The 18885-nt window shown below is 42.0% G+C and carries 13 protein-coding genes; 1 reads left to right on the top strand and 12 read right to left on the bottom strand.

All coding sequences use genetic code 11. The annotated features are described in order from the left end of the window. Positions 1-93: 93 nt before the first annotated feature. From ACRRQV_RS06495 to ACRRQV_RS06545, 11 genes are all read right to left on the bottom strand, one after another. Positions 94-1470 (bottom strand): phenylacetate--CoA ligase family protein, encoded by a 1377-nt coding sequence (locus tag ACRRQV_RS06495; protein ID WP_432528883.1) that lies wholly within the window; start codon positions 1468-1470, stop codon positions 94-96. Then, a complete protein-coding gene (locus tag ACRRQV_RS06500; RefSeq protein ID WP_432528885.1) occupies positions 1382-2878 on the bottom strand; it encodes a phenylacetate--CoA ligase family protein in 1497 nt (498 codons plus the stop codon). The genes ACRRQV_RS06495 and ACRRQV_RS06500 overlap by 89 nt, the downstream gene beginning before the upstream one ends. A 44-nt stretch (positions 2879-2922) precedes the next feature. After that, entirely contained in the window at positions 2923-4284 is a 1362-nt protein-coding gene (locus ACRRQV_RS06505) for a phenylacetate--CoA ligase family protein (protein WP_432528887.1), read from the bottom strand. A gap of 200 nt (positions 4285-4484) precedes the next feature. Then, the gene (locus ACRRQV_RS06510; RefSeq protein ID WP_432528889.1) at positions 4485-6332 is read right to left on the bottom strand and encodes a polysaccharide biosynthesis protein; all 1848 of its coding nucleotides are present in this window, start codon (positions 6330-6332) and stop codon (positions 4485-4487) included. 38 nt (positions 6333-6370) lie between these two features. After that, on the bottom strand, positions 6371-7066 hold the full coding sequence (locus ACRRQV_RS06515) for a CpsD/CapB family tyrosine-protein kinase (protein WP_432528891.1): 696 nt from the start codon (positions 7064-7066) through the stop codon (positions 6371-6373). Next, a complete protein-coding gene (locus ACRRQV_RS06520) occupies positions 7008-7796 on the bottom strand; it encodes a YveK family protein (protein WP_432529486.1) in 789 nt (262 codons plus the stop codon). The genes ACRRQV_RS06515 and ACRRQV_RS06520 overlap by 59 nt, the downstream gene beginning before the upstream one ends. Before the next feature lie 48 nt (positions 7797-7844). After that, a complete protein-coding gene (locus ACRRQV_RS06525; protein WP_432528893.1) occupies positions 7845-8270 on the bottom strand; it encodes a DUF4870 domain-containing protein in 426 nt (141 codons plus the stop codon). Positions 8271-8860: 590 nt separating this feature from the next. Then, the gene (locus tag ACRRQV_RS06530) at positions 8861-9556 is read right to left on the bottom strand and encodes a response regulator transcription factor (protein WP_432528895.1); all 696 of its coding nucleotides are present in this window, start codon (positions 9554-9556) and stop codon (positions 8861-8863) included. A gap of 22 nt (positions 9557-9578) precedes the next feature. After that, positions 9579-12881, bottom strand: a complete 3303-nt coding sequence (locus ACRRQV_RS06535) for an ATP-binding protein (protein ID WP_432528897.1) — start codon at positions 12879-12881, stop codon at positions 9579-9581. Between the two features lie 390 nt (positions 12882-13271). After that, the gene (locus ACRRQV_RS06540) at positions 13272-14903 is read right to left on the bottom strand and encodes a diguanylate cyclase domain-containing protein (protein WP_432528899.1); all 1632 of its coding nucleotides are present in this window, start codon (positions 14901-14903) and stop codon (positions 13272-13274) included. 76 nt (positions 14904-14979) lie between these two features. After that, the gene (locus tag ACRRQV_RS06545) at positions 14980-17001 is read right to left on the bottom strand and encodes a sensor domain-containing protein (RefSeq protein WP_432528901.1); all 2022 of its coding nucleotides are present in this window, start codon (positions 16999-17001) and stop codon (positions 14980-14982) included. Positions 17002-17287: 286 nt separating this feature from the next. Here ACRRQV_RS06545 and ACRRQV_RS06550 point away from each other — a divergent pair, with 286 nt between their 5' ends. Continuing rightward, entirely contained in the window at positions 17288-18046 is a 759-nt protein-coding gene (locus ACRRQV_RS06550; RefSeq protein ID WP_432528903.1) for an NRDE family protein, read from the top strand. A 297-nt stretch (positions 18047-18343) separates the two neighbouring features. On the opposite strand, the gene ACRRQV_RS06555 is transcribed toward ACRRQV_RS06550, so the two are convergent. Next, positions 18344-18829, bottom strand: a complete 486-nt coding sequence (locus ACRRQV_RS06555) for an SRPBCC domain-containing protein (RefSeq protein ID WP_432528905.1) — start codon at positions 18827-18829, stop codon at positions 18344-18346. Positions 18830-18885 lie beyond the last annotated feature (56 nt).

The following is an 18885-nucleotide window of genomic DNA, read 5'->3' on the forward strand; positions in this document are numbered from 1 at the left end:
CATTTTAATCTTAAAATTCAGTTTATTTAGATTAGACCTTAACAATCGCTTTTCATTTTCCTCGGCTTACCTGTTTATCTTTTGAAACGGATGTTAAAGTCTAGCCTCTTCCGGCAAATTATTGACGACCAACCGGTATTTGCCATTGGGCTGAGGCGGAATGCAATCCAAAACGTGGATGTTGAATTTCATGTCATTTCCAAACAAATATTCCATTTCGCTTCGGACAATGCCGGTCATTTCATCTGTGTAGTTTTCTGCTTTTTCAATCAGCACCTCTATTTGCTCCAGATTATTTTGGATGAACTGCATTTTCCGGATAGAAGTTGAAAACTTTTCGCTTTGTATCGCCAAGTAAAACGCCGTAAACTTTTCTTTTTTCTTTGAGACTAAATAATCGTTTGTCCGGCCGTAAATTTCTTTGACGATTGGATGGGATGAGCCGCATTCACAGTTCGTTGTTTCCATATCGAATTCTGCGTGATCTCCGATTTTATAGCGAATAAGCGGTGTGCCGTATGTGTTGAAACAAGTGACAACCATTTCTCCGTCTTCTGTTGTTTCGATAATTCCTGATTTCATATTGTAATGTAATCTGCCATGAATGCATTCTGTGATAAACGGAGAACCTTCACTTGATGCATATTGATCGCGGACTGGACTGTTAAAGGCTTTCTCAATTTCTTTTCTGTAATGGGGATAAAGTGTTTCTGCCGTTGGGAAAATCGCTGTTGGCGTAAACGATAAAGTGATTTCGTTGTCGTTGATGTACTTAGCCACTTCATAAAGCGCTGAAGGCAATCCATCGATAAATTCTGGTTTGTAAACATCCAAATTCTTTACAAATACTGCGGCGTTTTGCTCCTGGCATTCGTAAGTTGAATAAAGCCGCTGTTTCAAAAATACATTGTCTCTCCAGAACACTTTGGCTTTCTGTTTTCTTGGAACAAAGCGGTTGCAGCTGAATGACGCCCGCTTCATTTCTAAATTGATCACACCGTGTTGTTTTTTAAAGAAATCAAGAAAAGCCATTCGTTTTTGGATGTCGTCTTTTGTGTATAAAAACTTCATTGGTGTTCCCGAAGTCCCGCTGGTATGCGACACTAAAGCTTTCGCTTCTGGAATCGTGTACATCGAAGCAATATTTTGGCGTACCATCTCTTTTTCAAGGACCGGTAGTTTTTTCAGGTCTTCAAGTGTCTGAATCTCATTCAAGTTGATGCCTGCGTAAAATTCCTGATAAAACGGGCTGTTGGCTGCTGCATGCCTAACCAATTTTTTCATTTCCTGCTCTTGGTAGCTGACTTCAGATTCTAAATCGTTGGAATCGCTTTTTTCCAAGAAGTTCAAAAACGTAAAATATGTTTTTTGGTAGCGCTCCTTAATTTTTCGATAACCGTCCAAACTCGTTAAGATGTTCTGAAAATAGATTGGGGACTTCTCGTATACTTTCATTTGCAACGCTCTCATTTGATATTCTCCACTCCTCACCAACTATTAAGCTAGCCAATAAATTGGGCTCTATATTATTGATCACCAGGCGGAATTTGCTATTCGCTTGTTTTGGTATTTCATCAACAAATTGGATATTGAACTTCATGTCGCGGCCGATGAAAAATTTCAAGTCTTCATGGAATCCCGCTGTTATTTCTGGTGTAAAGCCTTCACCTGCTTCAACCAGCACATTAATTTCATCTATCGAATTCTGGATGAACTGCATTTTCTTCACGACACTTGGAAGTTTCGCCGTAGACATCGACAAGTAAAGAGCAGTGATTTTCCCTCTGTTTTTGGAATAAAGAAAATCGACGTTTCGGCCATGTATGTTTTCGACTACTGGATGAGTGGATCCGCATTTACAAGGTTTTGGATTCACTGGAAAATCGATCCAATCCCCGATTTTGTATCGGATCAATGGGGTGCCATAGGTGTGGAATCCGGTAACGAGCATTTCTCCATTTTCGCCTGTTTCGATAATGCCAGATGCTAAGTTGTAATGCAGTTGCCCGTAGGGACATTCGGTGATAAAAGGCGCTCCTTCCGAAGAAGCGTATTGGTTGCGTACAGGACAATTGAAGGCTTTCTCGATTTCCATTCGGTAATGGGGGTAAAGAGTCTCAGCAGTCGGAAAAATGGAAATCGGTTTGAAGGATAACGTGATGTTGTTTTCGTTAATATAGCGGGCAACTTCATAAATGGAAGATGGCAATCCATCGATAGAGTCGGGCTTGTATTTCTCTAAGTTTTCTACATATTTCCCGGCTGTTTGCGGCGTGCAATAAAACGCTGAATAAAGCCGTTGCTTGTTCCAGTAGCTGTCCCGCCAGTAAACGTTTTTCTGTCGGGTCTGCGAAATGTATGGGTTTGAACTAAAAGAAGCCCGCTTCATTTCTAAGTTGACGACACCATGCTGCTTCTTAAAAAAATCCAGAAAGGCCATTCTCTTTTGAATGTCATTTTTTATAAATACAAATTTGATCGGCGTGCCAGATGTACCGCTCGTTTTCGAACTCATGGCCCCTTTTTCCGGAATCGTATAAATAGAAGTAATGCGCTCCCGCACCAAATCTTTTTCCAGAACGGGCAGTTTCTTTAAGTCTTCTAATGTTTTAATCGTTTCTATGTCAATCCCTTTATAAAATTCTTGGTAAAATGGGCTATTGGCTGCTGCATGTTTTATCAATTTTTGCATTTCTTGTTCTTGGTACTGCTTCTCTTTTTCAGCGTTTGTATAATCGCGCTCTTCCAGCTCTTTTAAAAACTGATAGTAAGTGTCAGTGAATCTTTTTCTGGATTTATTAAACCCTTCCAAACTTGCTAAAATATTTTGAATGAAAATTGGTGAGCTCTCATATACCTTCATTTTTAAGTCTTGCATGCCAATTCCTCCAGTTTTCCTGATAAGGTCGGTTTACAACTAAATCATGTGATGTTGTTGATGACAAGCTTGAACTTGCCATTCGGCTGTATTGGAATTTGTTCCACAATACGAATATTGAAAACCATATCCGTTCCAAAAACATATTCCATTTGTTCATGAACCACCTCCGTCATTGAATTGGTATAATTCACATCCCCTTCGATTAAGACATCGATTGCTTCCAGGGAATTCTGGATAAATTGCATTTTTTTTATGGCATTCGCCAAGTGCCCGCTGGCCATCGAGAAGTAAAAAGGGCTGATCTTTCTTTTGCATTTGGCTTGGAGAAAATCATCGCTCCAGCCTTGAACTTCCTCGAGTACGGGGTGTGCAGAACCGCACTCGCATCGCTTAGCCACCCTTGGAAATTCAAGGCGATCCCCAATGTTGTAGCGAATAATCGGCGTTCCATACGTATTAAATCCCGTAACAATCATATTGCCTTCATCCGTTGTTTCAATGATCCCTGAGCGCATATTGTAATGAAGATTGCCTTTTGGACATTCCGTGATAAACGGAGAGCCTTCCGGAGTTGCATATTGATTCCGGACAGGACAGCCAAAAGCTTCCTCAATCTCCTTTTTCCAAAGCGGATACAGCGTTTCCGCCGTTGTAAAAATAGCAATAGGCCGAAAAGATAAAGTGATTTTCCGCTGGTTGATCCATTTCGCTAATTCGTAAATTGCTGAAGGCAGTCCATCGATAAAATCCGGCCTGTACAGTTCAAAGTTCTCAATCACTTCTTGGGCGCTTTTTTCGGTGCAATAATAAGCCGAATACAACCGCTGCCGGCTAGAATGGTTATCGCGCCAAAATACTTTCTTTTGCTGATTTTTGGGAATAAAATGTTGTGCGCTGATCGAAGCCCTTTTCATTTGCAAATTCACAACGCCATGCTGTTTTTTAAAAAAATCGAGAAAAGCCATCCTTTTTTGGTGATCTTCTTTGGTAAACAAAAATTTGAGCGGTGTACCCGATGTGCCGCTTGTATAGGAAACCACTGCTGCGCTTTCCCGTATGGTGTACATCGATTCGATATTTTGCCTTGCCGTTTCAGGCTCCAGAATGGGCAGCTTTTTTAAATCCTCAAGCGTCTTTATGGATTCTATATCAATCCCTTTATAAAATTTTTGGTAAAAAGAGCTGTTTTGGACTGCATGACGAATCAGTTGTTGCAGTTCGACTTCTTGGTGTTTTTGTTCAGCAGCAGCATTTGTAAAATCCATACGTTCCAGTTCTTTCAAAAATGCGTAATAAACTCTGGAATAGCGGCTTTTTGTAATCCAATAACCTGCTAGGCTGGTAAGAAGATTTTGAATATGGATTGGAGAATGGTTGTAAATTTTCATTTTCAGATCATTCATCCAAGCTGCCTCCTATAATGATTTTTTTGCCGGCCAATGATTCAGCGTATAGAAAGGAACCCTCAAACGATTGGCAACAAGCAGCAATAGGAGACTTGGCTAATTGGAGAGATGATTTTGGTCTTTAGTAGAGATGGCCAAAAGCTTCTTTTCCGCTTTCCTTTGTTTTTTTCTGCTTGTTCGATAGCCGATTTCCGTTCTTATGCGAATTCGCCTTCGGCTTTCCATTCTTCTTTCCATCCCTCTTCTTTCGCCTTGCGGTTTGCCAGCCGCAGCAATGTCGATTTGGTTTCCTCTTCCGACATTTCCGGCAAGCGTTCCAAAATGTGGTTCATCTCCATCGCGCTGATCGGAGTCGCTTTGCCGATATAAATTTTCGGGAACACTTTTTCAGACTGAATTTCGCTTTCATCGAGCAGTTCTTCATACAGTTTTTCGCCTGGCCGCATGCCGCTGAATTGAATTTTGATGTCGCTTTCCTCATAACCCGAAAGCTTGATCATATTGCGGGCTAAATCGACGATTTTTACGGGTTCTCCCATGTCCAAAACGAAAACTTCTCCCCCTGAGGCTAGAACACCCGCTTGAATGACCAGGCGCGAGGCTTCAGGAATTGTCATGAAATAGCGGGTCATTTTTGGATCGGTTACCGTTACCGGCCCGCCGTTTGCAATTTGTTCTCGAAATAACGGAACGACACTTCCCCGTGAGCCAAGAACATTGCCAAAACGGACAGCTGCGAACGTCGTTTCGCTTCTAACTGCAAGGTTTTGAATAACCATTTCAGCAAAGCGTTTGGAAGCGCCCATAATATTTGGAGGGTTGACTGCTTTGTCTGTCGAAATAAGAACGAAGTTTCCGACTCCGTGTTTGTCAGCGGCCTCTGCTACATTTTTAGTTCCGAGAATATTGTTTTTGACGGCTTCGAGCGGATTCGCTTCCATCAATGGAACGTGCTTGTGTGCTGCCGCATGGTAAATGATATCCGGTTTAAACTTGCCGATAATCGTATGGATTCGTTCCCGGTCCTGGACATCGGCAATGATGGGCACAATTTCGGTCTCCGGAGACAATTTCCCTCTCAATTCCTTGTCGATGTTGTAAATGGAATTTTCACCATGCCCGAGCAAAAGAATCCGGGAAGGCTGAAACTTGCTAATTTGGCGGCAAATCTCGGATCCAATGGAGCCCCCTGCACCTGTCACCATAATAGTTTTATTTTCCAGCTTCTCTTTAATTGCTTCCATATCCAATTTGACTTCTTCGCGCCCCAGGAGATCTTCAATTTTGACGTCTCGAATATCACTCACCGTGATTTTTCCAGTCATCAAATCTTCGATTCGGGGAATGGTTTGGGTTTTGGCACCAGTATCAATGCATAACTTCGTTAAATCCGCCATGGCTTTTTTTGACAGTGACGGAATGGCGATGACAATTTGGTCGATGCGGTGATTGACTACGTAATCTGGAATGTTTTGAATGCCCCCAACGACTTCGACTCCGTAAATTTCCAATCCCCATTTTGTTTTGTCATCATCCGCAAACAACACGGGATTCCGATCCCATTGAGGATTTTGCTGCATTTGCCTTACTATCATTCTTCCAGCCTGCCCGGCCCCTATGACCATGGTTCTGCTCGCTTTAACATGTTTCCGTTTGATCGACCGTTCATTGAGAATGCGCAATGAGATTCTAGAAGCCCCTATAAACAAAATAAGAAGCATCCATGTAAGAATCAGCGTCCTTACATACAAGTTTCCAGAATATGCATATTGCATAACCGATGCCACAAACATCGTGAGACACACTGCTTTGACAATGGATTTCAGCTCATCAACTGATGCATATGACCACGCTTTCCGGTATAGCCCATAGTGCCAAGCAAAGGAGTGATGGGCTATAAATAAGGCTAGCGCGCTGATGAACAGCATTTCATTGCGCAAAACATTGACATAAGGATTTAAAAACAAATAGCAAGCGTAAATCGATGAAAGAATGATGAGCGAGTCAATGATGAATAATGAAATGAATCTCTTCTTTATCGTCACTTCGATTACCCCTTCTCATCTTTCAATTTGGAAGTACGTCAACGATTGTAATTTTGGTAATAGTGATTGTTTTTATTGATTTTGTAATTGTTCATGACAACTCCGACAATGAACGCTTTCGCAGTTGCCAGTGCATCGCGAGCCCTTACAACGCTTGCTTTTTCTGTTTTGCCTGTGCTCACCACCAAAACGGTGCCATCGCATTTATTAGCAAGAATTTTAGAATCTGTTACCGAAAGAATAGGCGGTGAATCGAAAATAATTAAGTCATATCGCTCTTTCATTTCCAGCATCAAGTCTTCCATTGCAGAAGATTCAAGCAGCTCCGCCGGATTAGAAGGAATTTGGCCGCACATGAGAAGATCCAGTCCCTTAACGCCGCTTCGTTTGACGGTATCCTGCAATCTGCCCTTTCTCAAAAGCAAATTCGACAAGCCCAGTTTGTTGCTCATTTGAAACGTATGATGCAAAGTCGGCCGCCTCATATCCGCATCAACAAGCAAAACTTTCTTTCCTGATTCGGCATAGACGATGGCCATGTTGGCTGAGGTGGTTGATTTGCCTTCCTCTTTAGAAGCTGAAGTAAAAAGAAGCGTCTTCATGTCATTGCTTGGCAGCGAAAAGTTGATATTTGTTCGGATGGTGCGGTATTGCTCAGTTAAAATGGATTGCGGATTAGTACGAACCACCAATTTTCGGGTTGCTTGACGCTTGGATTTTTTCATCTTCATCATCTTCAACGACCTCCTCTCTCACATGTTTAACGGCTGTTCTTTTCAAGTCTTTGTTTCCATTCATGGTGCTGACAATGCCCAGAACTTGGAGACCAATGATTTCTTCGAGATCTTCTTCTGTTCGAATAGTTGTGTTGAGCTGGTCTAATAATATGGCAAGTGCTGTTCCAAGCATAAAACCGATTACCGCTCCGATTGCCATATTGAAAAGAGGATCCGGTTTGATGGGTTCTGGATTGATTGGCATTTCAGCAGGAGCCAAAATGTTCACGTTGTCGACGTTCATCAAGTTTTGGATTTCCTCTTGAAAAACAGAAGCGGTAGTATTCGCAATAAGCACAGCTTGTTGCATACTTGTATCTTGCACATCCACAATCACGACTTGAGCGCCTTCGGTACTGCTTACGGTAATGCGTTCATTCAAAGTCTCGACCGTTTCATTCAGCTTTAATTCTTCGATAACACCTCGAAGAATGGCCGGGCTTTTGATGATAAGGTTATAAGTGCCAATCAATTGAAGGTTGGCATCAATGCTTTGCGTATTGAAATCTTCAACCGATGTGACGTTTTGGCTGACCAAGATTTGTGTAGAAGCTTGGTAAATTGGCTTCATTAGCGTGTAGCTAATAATTCCGCTTAAAGCGACGAAGAGGATGGTTATAGCTGCAATCAAGGGAAGCCTTTTGCGTAGAGCTCCTAAAAACTCTTTAATATTGAATGTACTTTCCATCAAGTTCACCTCTAGTTTGGATTGGTTGGAAAAGGGTATTTCTGTTTTTCATGAAAAGTGTTTCTCCACAAGTTTGCTAATGTAGATGATTTTTATATATTTGCCATTAAAGGCGTCCAGCATAAGAATAATCCAAAGAACTAAGCCGATTGGCGAAAGGATGACGCCAGATATCCAACCGACCAGCGGAAGCATGCCAAGCACCATATAAGTTGTTAAAAAAATGGTAGAGAGGTAAATCGACTGCATGGCATGGAACCGGATAAAGTGATTTTTCTTTTCAAACAATAAAATAATCGCTCCTGAAAAAAATCCAAACAGATAGGTCATAGAAGCGACTAAATTTTGAGGAATGCCGAATATCGCGCTATTCGGTTCATAAACGTCAATTGCGTTAGCTTGTTTAAAGACCGTTTGTTTCTCAAAGTCCCCAAGCTGCTGATTTTTAGGTAATTTGTAGTTATTTTGAACCATCTTTTTTCTTCCCCTTTCTCTGTCATTCATTTGACCCAATACTAAAGAGCCAAGGTTAAAAATGAGTTAAATAATTTAAATATTTGATTTTTTCTAAATACGAATTTGAGAAAGCTTAAAATTTTTTCTTTTCGGTACTCTCGTATTGAGAACTTGCTCAAGAAAATGCATAAGTCTGCCCGTTGGCGGCAAGCAGATCGTTGCGATCAATTCCAGCAGCACAAAACTCATGCCAGCTTTAACGCAAAAAAATAGCCTCCGCAAATTGCGGAAGCTATTTTTATAGGTGTCTATATATATATATTGAACTTTACTTTTTGGCTTGCTGATATTCCATAAAACAGCTTCGAAGCTATTGGGTGAAGTTATTTCGATCGATAGCTTCGCAACGACGCGTGCAATGCTGGAGGAGCAGCGTCCTTTCCTATCACGAAGCTAACATAGCGATGCAGAAATAATAAGGGCTTCTCCGTTGTTCTGCTCCATATCTTCCAGCCTGCTTGCAGTAATAGAACAATCATGGTGGCAATTTCTTCTGGTAGCAAGAAATTTCTTAGCTTCGTCGCGTCCACGGCATATAGAAATCAGTTTTACGAAACCGTGAATTTATAGCCAAAGCCTCGAACAGTGTGGATGTAAATGGGATTGGCTGGATCCTTTTCCACTTTTCGGCGGAGATTGCTAATGTGCACTTTTACCGTTTGGACATCGCCATCCGAATAATAGCCCCAAACCCGGTCGTATAATTGTTCGGCGGTCCATACCCGGTTCGGATTTTGGGCAAGGAGAAGCAAAAGCTGAAATTCTTTATGGTATAACCTCACCGGCTTTCCGCCCACAAAAAGTTCACGTGCATCGATATGGATGTGCATATCGTTGAATTCCAGCACCGATAACTTTTCTTCTTCTCCATTTTTCCAGCCATTTCTTCTCAAAATGGCCCGAATGCGTGCTTCTAATTCGTTAAAATCAAACGGTTTGGTTATATAGTCGTCGCCGCCCACTTCAAGTCCTTGAATTTTATACGTCAATTCTTTCCGGTAGCTGACGAACAAAATCGGCAGTTTCGTTTGCATGCGAATTTGCTCGCATACTTCCAAACCATTCATGCCGGGCATTTCAATATCGAGCAATACCAAGTCGGGATTTTCTTTAGCCAATACATCCATTGCTTCATAACCATCTTCTGCTTCAAGAACCTGATAGCCTTTCTTGACGAGAAACAAACGCATCAATTCGCGGATTCCGTCTTCATCTTCAACAATCAACACAGTGGCATTGGCCATGGTTTTCCCTCCCATTTTCCCCTCAATAACTTAACGGCAAGGCGATATAAAACACACTGCCTTTTCCGACTTCGCTTTCAGCCCAAATTTCCCCTTTATGTGAAAGAATGATTTCTTTTGCGATGGCCAATCCGAGGCCGCTTCCTTTGTAATCGGACGAGTCTCCCTTTTTGAAGAATCGATCAAAAATATGCGGCAGCACTTCTTTGTCGATTCCGCACCCAGTGTCCGCCACTTTGATAATGACTTCAGCATCAAAATCATCATGTTCCAATACAGAACCATCTCGACCGCGTGCATGAACCTCGGCAGATATGGTGATTTTCCCATCCACAGAAGACGTGTGCTTGACCGCATTCCATAAGACGTTTGAGAACACTTGGTCTACACGGTCCACGTCGATCGATAAAACGAGATTTTTTTCCCACGGCTTCTGTTTGACTTCGATGTGTTCAAAAAATCGACCGCTTTGCTTAACGTCCGATTCGATCCCTTGGATTAGACGGTCCAACCAGGCGCCGAGCTGCATTTGCTCAAAGCGGAGCGTCATATTGCCTGACTTGTACTTTCCAAGCTCCACAAGATCTTCGGTCAATCGCTCTAGCAGCAGCAATTTATTGTGGATCATGTCAAGATAACGAGGATTTTTTTCATCAATCAAACTTTCTTTAACCGCTTGGATATAACTATGGATCAACGTAATGGGAGTTCCTAATTCATGGGAAATGGTAGAAAGCATCTCGTTTCTGGATTTTTCAATTTCCTGGATCTCGTCATTGACAGTGACCAGGTTCATATTGGTGATTTCCAACGCCATTGTCCGCTCTTTAACATTTCGCTCCAAGAAATAATTAAGGTTAGTAATTTCTTGCGTCAAGCTGCGCAGATTGGCGAGCGTTTCGACCCGCAGCAAAAATTCTTCCTTGTCACATGGTTTGATCAAGTAATCATTGGCACCTGCTGTAAAGGCATTTGTTTTTTCTTGCAGCCCTGATTTATCTGACAGCATCAAAATTGGCAGCTCCGTCAACGTAAATTTCACCCGAATTTGCCGGCAAAGCTCATCTCCTGCCATATCACCTAATGACCAATCCAAAATGATCAAATCCATCGGTTGATCCTCGAGTATTTGCAGCGCTTCTTTTCCTTCACTGACTCCTGTCACTTTATAGCCTTCCTGCATCAGCTGGTAAATCAGCATCTGCCGGTTTACTTCTTCGTGTTCTACTACCAGCACTCGAATATGCCGTTTGTTTTTTTTGCGGTTGGCTATAGTGCTTGCCAATTGGGATGCTGTCAGCTCTTCAATGTTCGGAGATTTTGTTTGTTTTTCTTCTTCCATTTCTTCGTTTACGTAAATCGGCAGTGTAAAACTGAACGTTGAACCAAGCCCTACTTCTGAATCTACATCGATTCTCCCTCCTTGCAATTCCACAAGGCGTTTTGTAATGTTCAAACCGATGCCGACGCCCCCAAATTCTCCGGCCTTCTTCTCGGCTTTTGGAAACGGTTCAAACAAATCGGCAAGTTTGTCATCTTGAATGCCCATACCGGTATCTTTCACAGATACTTCTATTTGCCTTCCGATTTTCCTAGCTGAAATGACAATTTCACCCGAACTCGTGTACGTGATCGCGTTACCGACAAGATTGTACAAAATCTGCTGGACGCGGTCGGGATCGGCAATGGCATTAGGCAAACCTGCGGGAATCGTCTGGTACAGCTTCACTTTTTTTTCTTTTAAAAGCGGCGTACAAATTGCGATGACCGTCTCAGCCATTCCTTTAAGGTCCACCGGTTCAACGTGGATATCGAGCGCATTTTGTTTCAGCTTTGAGAAATCCAAAATGTCGTTGATCATATGGGCCAGTTTTTTTCCGCTCGAGATAATATGGCCCAACTGGCTGTTCATCGCCGGCGGAATCCTGACGGCAGCTGATTCCTGCATCGATTCGGCAATTCCGATCATGCCGTAAAGCGGAGTGCGCAAGCTGTGCGCCGTTATAGCCAACAGCTCATCTTTTCGTTCATTCGCATGCTTTAGCGTTTCCATGGCCATCCGTTGGCGCTCAATTGCTTTTCGCTCTCTTTCCAGTTTTTCCTGTTCTTTGACAAACGATTTATCGGCTAAAGAATATGCGGTCAGCAAAACCCCTACAAAAACAATTAAATAAGCGCCAAACTGTACGCGTTCCATTAATGGCAAAATGCCCGTCGTCTGCAGGAAAGAAAGTAAACTGCCGACCAAAAGCAACAGCAGTGCGGCAGCTAAATAGCGTGCGTACACTATTTCTTTTCTAAAGCATACGATTGCCGCTGCCAAAAGGGTACCGACCGTTACCATAAACGACAGAGGGATAACGAGCCGGACCGCTTCATAGGAAAAAAACAAAACGATTATTAATCCGGTATTCACCGCACTCAATGAATGGATCAACCTCTTCGTTTGCGGGAAATGGCGGCGTATATCTAAAAAGCTTTCTGCAAACAACAACGCAAAAACGCTGCTTGCACCGATAAAGAACAACACCGAATGTTCGTTCCACCATTGAAGCTTTGGCCACAAATAAGCAAAATTCATTCCCGCCATGGACGTCAGCACAAAAAACATCGACAGCAGGAAAAAGATAAAGTACAAGTAACTGCGCTGGCGTTGTTTAAAAAACTGCATCAAATAATAAAATACTGCTGCCATTGCAATCCCGCTGAACAACCCAATCAATACGTTGGCATGCCGGGTATTTTCTTCAAAAACCGTTTCATCCCAAATGGTCAACGGTATTTGCATCGGCCCGCTGGATTTGACCCGCAAATAAAATGTTACCGTTGCATTAGCCTCCGCTTTCAAATCGAATACTAAATGCCGGTGAAAATTCTCTCTTTCATCAAGGGCAAATTTACGTCCGATTTCTTCTTTGGAAAACCCGCCTGTGGCATTCTTTGAATAAAGCGTGACGCTATCCAGCGAAGGCTCCGCCACTTCAAGAAGCCATGTTTTATCTGGAGCTCTATTTTGGATGTCAAACCGAAGCCAATATACGGAAGACGTAAAGCCTTCGTTCGGAATGCCTTCTGAATTTGGAATGAATTCAAAAACCAGAGGAGTTTTAGTCATTTGTTCAATGGTGGAAACTCCTTTTGGATCTTCTAAAAGATATAATTGCTGATCCAGCTCGATTTGATCAGTGGCATCCGTCAGGCTAATGATTTCCGATCCAGTTTCCGCACTCCTGAATTGAGACTCGGAACCTGAAAAAAACCAAACAATAAAAAACAGAAAAATAACTTTGACAATCGCAAAAAAATTCTGTGTGGAGTTGGCCATATATACACACCTCTACTAACGAATAATCATTACTTCCCGTTAAGACAACGAATATTTCCAATGATTTCCATAAAGTGAAATTAGTTCGAAAATAAAATACAGGAGAAAAGTGTCATTTTTTTCTTTTTCAAATAATAATTTTACAATTTTTGGTTTTTTACTAGGTTTTATGATTTACCAAAATCATAACATTTATCTCATAAAATTAAAACACTTTTAAATCAGAAAATTCAAATATATATTTTTTATTATTTTCTTGATAAAAAACTAATATTTTCAACTCCAGATAAGGTCAACAGATTCAATTCTCGCTTAATCGACGTGACTAAATACTCATAACAAAATCCCTTATCGTTTTTTAAATAAAAAAACGCCTTTGAGTATGATTTCTCAAAGACGGCTAAATTGATATGAATTTTTCCCGGCATTTTTAGCTTTATACATAGCTAAATCGGCTTGTTTCAATAATGCCGAGGCGTCAGCACATTCTGTCGAAGCCATTGCAATGCCAATGCTCGTTGTCACTTGAAGCGGCGAATTTTGAATATGCCAAGGAAGTTCCAATGCCTTTAAAATCTGTTCTACGGCAGCAAGCGCCTCTTCTTCGCTTTGCACTTTTCCAGCCAATACAACAAATTCATCGCCTCCTAAACGTGCTGCGATGCTGTTTTGTCCTTTGGCTTCTTCCAGCCGTTTCCCGAATTCCTTAATGACGTAATCACCAGTTTCATGCCCGAATACATCGTTGATGGATTTGAAATCGTTGATGTCGAGCATAATCAGTGCAAACCGCTCTTCGGTTTTGCCCAGCTGTTTGATTTCTTCGGATAACCGCTCCATAAAATAGCGGCGGTTTGGAAGTTCCGTCAACGAATCATGATAGGCGAAAAACTCCAGTTTTGATTCGTATTCTTTTTGCAAAGTGATGTCACGGACAATTATCACCATATGCTTAAATTTCTGATGTTCATCATAAACCGGGGTTCCGTGGAGTTCTGACCATATCCAGCCTTTCACTTTGTGCTGAATGCGCAGCCTCAGTTTGCAGGTGATGCCGCTTTGTACAGCCTGAACCAACTTCTGTTCCACTAAAGGCACATCTTCTGGATGCGCTGTATAAAATGGCATCTTGCCAGTATATTCATTGGGCAGATAGCCGAAAACATCTTCACTTGAAGGCGATACGTATAAAAATTCCCGGCGGTGGTTGATCAGAGCTATAACATCGTGCGCATTTTCAGCAATGATGCGGAAAAGTTTATCACTTTGAATGTATTTATAAGACATTTTGTCGAGCTCTCTCATATCTTTTAAAATGGCATAGATGCCTACTATTTCATCTTTCACTTCGATGGCATTGAATTTGATTAGATTACTAAACGCCTCTCCGAATTTATCGACAAATTTCGCGCGAAAGTCTTCGGATTTCCTTTCGGTGGCTTGAGAAAAATAGCGATTAGCCCGTTCTCTATCCTCCGATTCAATAAAGGATAAGAAATCACTGCCTTTCAATTCAGCTATTGAAAAGCCGCCTAACTGATCGCTTGCGGCATTTCCGCCACGGACTTTCCCATCTAAACCGATAATGAGAATCGGATCGACATTATTGTCGAAAAGCGAGCGGTATTGAGACTGCATTTCGCTCAGTTTTTCGGATGTCTGCACCCTCTTTAATTCCAAATTTCTTTGGGCCGTTACGTCTTTCACAATGGAGACGATATGGGTGCAGTTTCCTAAATCATCGAAAATCGGTGTTGAATTTTTCATCAAGTAAATTTTTTCACCAGAAGGAGAATCATAAATTTTTTCAAAAGAAAGCTTTTTGCGCTGCTTCAACACTTCGTTGTATTGTTTTTCCAGCTCCAGCCATATTAGATCGGGATGAGCTTCTTCCAGCGATTTCCCCATTGCGCTAAAATCCATATCCGTTTTGTCCAATACGGCTTGATTGATAAATTCATAAACAAAATTAAAATCCCCATCGACGCGCTTCACAAAAATCATATCATCGATTTCGTTCAATACTATTTGATTTATAGGAAATTTAATGGCTTCTTTCACTCGGCACCCCCCTTTTCTTGTTCATTGAACCCGCTGCTTACTCAATGATCACTTTGGGCTTCACTAAATATTTTTCTTCAAAATCTATAGTTCTCATCGGCTTATCAAACAAGTAGCCTTGGAAAATGGTGCACGAGTTTTCCGTTAAAAATTCTACTTCTTCTTGGCGTTCCACCCCTTCAGCCAACAATTCACAGCCGATGCTTTTTCCTAAATGGATCAACGATTTCAATAACGCTTCTGATTTAATATCGACGCCAATTTTTTGAACAAAGAACTTATCGATCTTGATTTTATTGATCGGGAAATGGGTTAAATACGAAATCATCGAAAAGCCCGTACCAAAGTCGTCAATAGCAATTGATATTCCTTTTTCTTTGCAATACTGCAGGTTTTCAAGCGTTCGTTCCGAATAGGTCAGTTCTGCTTGTTCGGTGATTTCAATTTCCAATAATTCCGGTTGAATGCCGTAGCGTTCGATCAACTCAAAAAAATCAGCGAAAAAAGCAGGATTGGTCAAGAGAGAAGGCGTCATGTTGATGGCTGTCCGAAGATGCCAGCCAAACTGTTTTTCCCATTCTTTGATCTTTGCAAAAACCTTATTCAATAAATGCGTGGTCAAAGAAGCGATGGTGCCGGTTTGTTCAGCAATTTTGATAAATTCTAATGGCGAGATAAACCCGAGTTCCGGGTGATGCCAGCGCGACAACACTTCAATACCTGACAAGTTGCCTGTTGCGCCATCGATTTGCGGCTGAACGGCAAATTCAAAACCGACTGCATCAAGGTTTCCAGACAGCCCTTCTTCAATTTTGCTTGTCCGCTCCCGTTCCTCCCGCATCCATGGTCGAAAAAAGGCAGATGATGAACCATGGATTTTTTTGGCTTCGTACATCGCCGTTTGGCTAAACGACACCAATTCATCCATTTTCTTTGCGTCAAAAGGGTAGCAAGAAATGCCAATGCTGGCGTTTATCCGCACTGTTTGCGATCCTTCCAAAACAAACGGCTCTTCGAAAAGCTCTTTCAAGCGAGCAGCAAATCCTTCGAGCCGCTCTTCTTTGAACGGGCGGTACAGCACGCAAAATTCATCCCCATCCAAACGTCCAATTTCACACTTCAAAGAATTTAAGGTTTTTAGTTTTTTCGCTACGCTTTTCATTACAGTATCACCCGCACTGTAAGTATAAAGAGCATTGACAAATTTCAAATTGTCCAAGTTGATATAGAAGAACGAAAACTTTTCCCCTTTTTCAATATAAGAAGAAGCTTTTTCCATGATGAGCCTGCGGTTTGGCACCCCAGTTAAATAATCATAATAGGCAAATTCCTTGAGCTGTTCTTCTGCCTTTTTCCGTTCCGTGATGTCTTGGAAATATACGGCCAAACCGCCTCGTTTGAGCGGATAAACTTTTTTACTGACCCACATATCCAACGGTTCGTAGTACTCTTCAATTTCCGCCTTACTTTTGAACTTTAAGGCATTGGTATATTCTTTATCAAATACGCTGCCTCTTATCTCCGGAAATGCCTCAAAAACCTCTTGCCCAATTACATTCTCCCGTTTGCAAGAAAGCAATTGCGCCGCTATATCATTGATGTAATTGAATTTAAGCTGGTCATCCAACAAATAAAAACCATCCGTCATACTTTCCAAAACGCTTTCTGCCGTAATTGGTTCCATCGTATGTAAAGTGACCGGTTTATGAGAAAAGAAAATGCCCTGAACTTGGTCATTATCTTTTTTTATGGGCCGTACTTTTACAGATAGCCACTGGGTTTCTCCATTTTTTAAGTGAAACGGATATAATTGGCGGTGTTCATCCTTTTCATTGTTCAAGATTTGCTGAAAAACGGCCAGTTCGCTTTTCAAACCCATTTTTTCCAAGAAACTGAAATAATCAGAACCGGCTTTCCACAGCTCTTCTTCTATTTGGTGCTCTATGCAAAAATCCATCCATGGCTGATTAACACGCATTATAATGCCTTTAGCATCAACGACCATAATATGCTCGTCGGCCATAATGGCCAAGTCCAACAATTGCTGTTCTTCGCGCACTCTTTCTACACTCTCCTTTAGCAACTCTAGCAAATCAAATGGATTTTAGTTCTAATTACCCTTTATAACACGCGCTCTAACTGGGTATTTTTATCTTCAAATAAAATCACGTTTATTAGTTCCTTATTCCTTCTTTCATCATCAGTTTACTTTATTTACTTCTTATTTTCTCTAATTATTTGATTTTAACAGAATTAATTTTATTAAGCTTCAAAAGAGCAGCCGCTTCTTCTGTCACCCATTTGCTCTTTTCTATATAATAAGGGGCAAAAGGAGGCTGGCTTTTATGTGTTTGATCAATTTCCAACTGAATGAACATCCAAAGTACAAGTTGATCGTTGCCGCCAATCGCGACGAATTTTACAATCGCCCATCACAGCCTGCGCATTTTTGGGAAGACGAACCCGTTGTTTTGGCAGGCCGGGATTTGCTTCAAGGCGGCACGTGGCTGGGAATTACGAAAACTGGCCGGTTTGCGGCCCTGACAAATTACCGGGATCCTTCTAAACCAGAAGCGGGCAAAATTTCACGCGGCGCCATTGTTAAGGATTTTTTAGTGGGAAGTGAGCATGCGGAAACGTTTCTAAATACATTAGAACCGGCCGATTACACCGGTTTCAATGTACTTGCCGGCACGGCTGACCAATTGTTTTATTACAATAACCTGCAAGGGGCAGCTGTGGAAGTTCCAGCCGGCACGCATGGACTCAGCAATCATTTTTTGAACACGCCATGGCCAAAAGTAGTGAAAGGGAAAAAGTTGTTGAGTGAATACACAGCTCTCCATGAAAATCTTCACCTCGACACTATTTTTGCGATTCTCGCAAATGCAGAGCAAGCAACCGATGCCGTTTTGCCGAAAACTGGAATTGGATTGGAATTTGAGCGCAAGTTGTCTGCCATGTTTATCAAAACACCGGAATACGGAACACGTTCGGCTTCCATCGTCCTCATTGACTACGAAAATAACGTCACCTTTGCTGAACGCACGTATGAAAACGGCGAATTTCATGCCCAGCAAGTTTTTGAGTTCGCGATTGAGTAGAGATTTTCAGTTTACTATCCGGAACTGGGCAAATACCTGCCCCACAGCTCGTTTACTACCCGGAACATTAAAAAGGGGCTGTCCCATAACTAAAAAAGATAAAACCGACAAAGAAAAGGATTTCTTTTCTTTGTCGGTTTTTTAACTAGCTGACGGGAATGGAAGCGGCGACTCCTGCGGGATAGCGAAGTGCCGAAATCCACTCGGGCTTTTCGCCCGAGTTAGTTCGGCGCGAGCCCGCGGAAAGCGTCCGCTGGAATGGACGTAAGCCCCTTTTGGGACAGCCCCTTTTGTTTTTTATTCCAATTCCACGCTCATGCTTTCCATCAGCCGTTTGTATTCAGGATATTGCACTTCCCATTCCTGGCCACGCTGGATTTCGTTGCCTTCGAGCAGTGCTTGGATGACATCCAGGCATACATGCCAGCCGGCAAGATCCCTTGGCGTTTGAGGAGTAATGCGGCGTATGGTTTCGATCAGCCGCAAACACGCTCCACCATTTTCTTCTTCCACTTCAAAGCGGACATGGTCCTCTGCCCATTCGAATGCTAATACGTGCCCTTCTAGCAAATCCGTAATCAGCATTTTTTCTACCGTGCCATCGCCCATATCAAAATTCATGAAACCGCCTTTAGCCAATTCGCCTACTCTTAGTTCCGAAAACCATTGCTGCAACTTTTCATTGTCCGTCAGCATCGCCCATACTGCATCTGCTCCTTGTGAAAAATGGTGTTCAAACGTCGCGATGTAGCCTTGTTCTTGGTGAAGTATTTCTGCTCTCATCGCCGCTCCTCCTTTGTGCTTGTTTTTTCCCATTATACATGAAAGCAGGAATGTCA

Source organism: Planococcus sp. YIM B11945 (assembly GCF_050864155.1).
Taxonomy (GTDB): domain Bacteria; phylum Bacillota; class Bacilli; order Bacillales_A; family Planococcaceae; genus Planococcus.

Bases quoted from the DNA above. Each gene is read 5' to 3' on its own strand.
- ACRRQV_RS06495 (WP_432528883.1), bottom strand. From the start codon at position 1,470: ATGAGAGCGTTGCAAATGAAAGTATACGAGAAGTCCCCAATCTATTTT.
- ACRRQV_RS06500 (WP_432528885.1), bottom strand. From the start codon at position 2,878: ATGCAAGACTTAAAAATGAAGGTATATGAGAGCTCACCAATTTTCATT.
- ACRRQV_RS06505 (WP_432528887.1), bottom strand. From the start codon at position 4,284: ATGAATGATCTGAAAATGAAAATTTACAACCATTCTCCAATCCATATT.
- ACRRQV_RS06515 (WP_432528891.1), bottom strand. From the start codon at position 7,066: ATGATGAAGATGAAAAAATCCAAGCGTCAAGCAACCCGAAAATTGGTG.
- ACRRQV_RS06520 (WP_432529486.1), bottom strand. From the start codon at position 7,796: ATGGAAAGTACATTCAATATTAAAGAGTTTTTAGGAGCTCTACGCAAA.
- ACRRQV_RS06525 (WP_432528893.1), bottom strand. From the start codon at position 8,270: ATGGTTCAAAATAACTACAAATTACCTAAAAATCAGCAGCTTGGGGAC.
- ACRRQV_RS06530 (WP_432528895.1), bottom strand. From the start codon at position 9,556: ATGGCCAATGCCACTGTGTTGATTGTTGAAGATGAAGACGGAATCCGC.
- ACRRQV_RS06535 (WP_432528897.1), bottom strand. From the start codon at position 12,881: ATGGCCAACTCCACACAGAATTTTTTTGCGATTGTCAAAGTTATTTTT.
- ACRRQV_RS06550 (WP_432528903.1), top strand. From the start codon at position 17,288: ATGTGTTTGATCAATTTCCAACTGAATGAACATCCAAAGTACAAGTTG.
- ACRRQV_RS06555 (WP_432528905.1), bottom strand. From the start codon at position 18,829: ATGAGAGCAGAAATACTTCACCAAGAACAAGGCTACATCGCGACGTTT.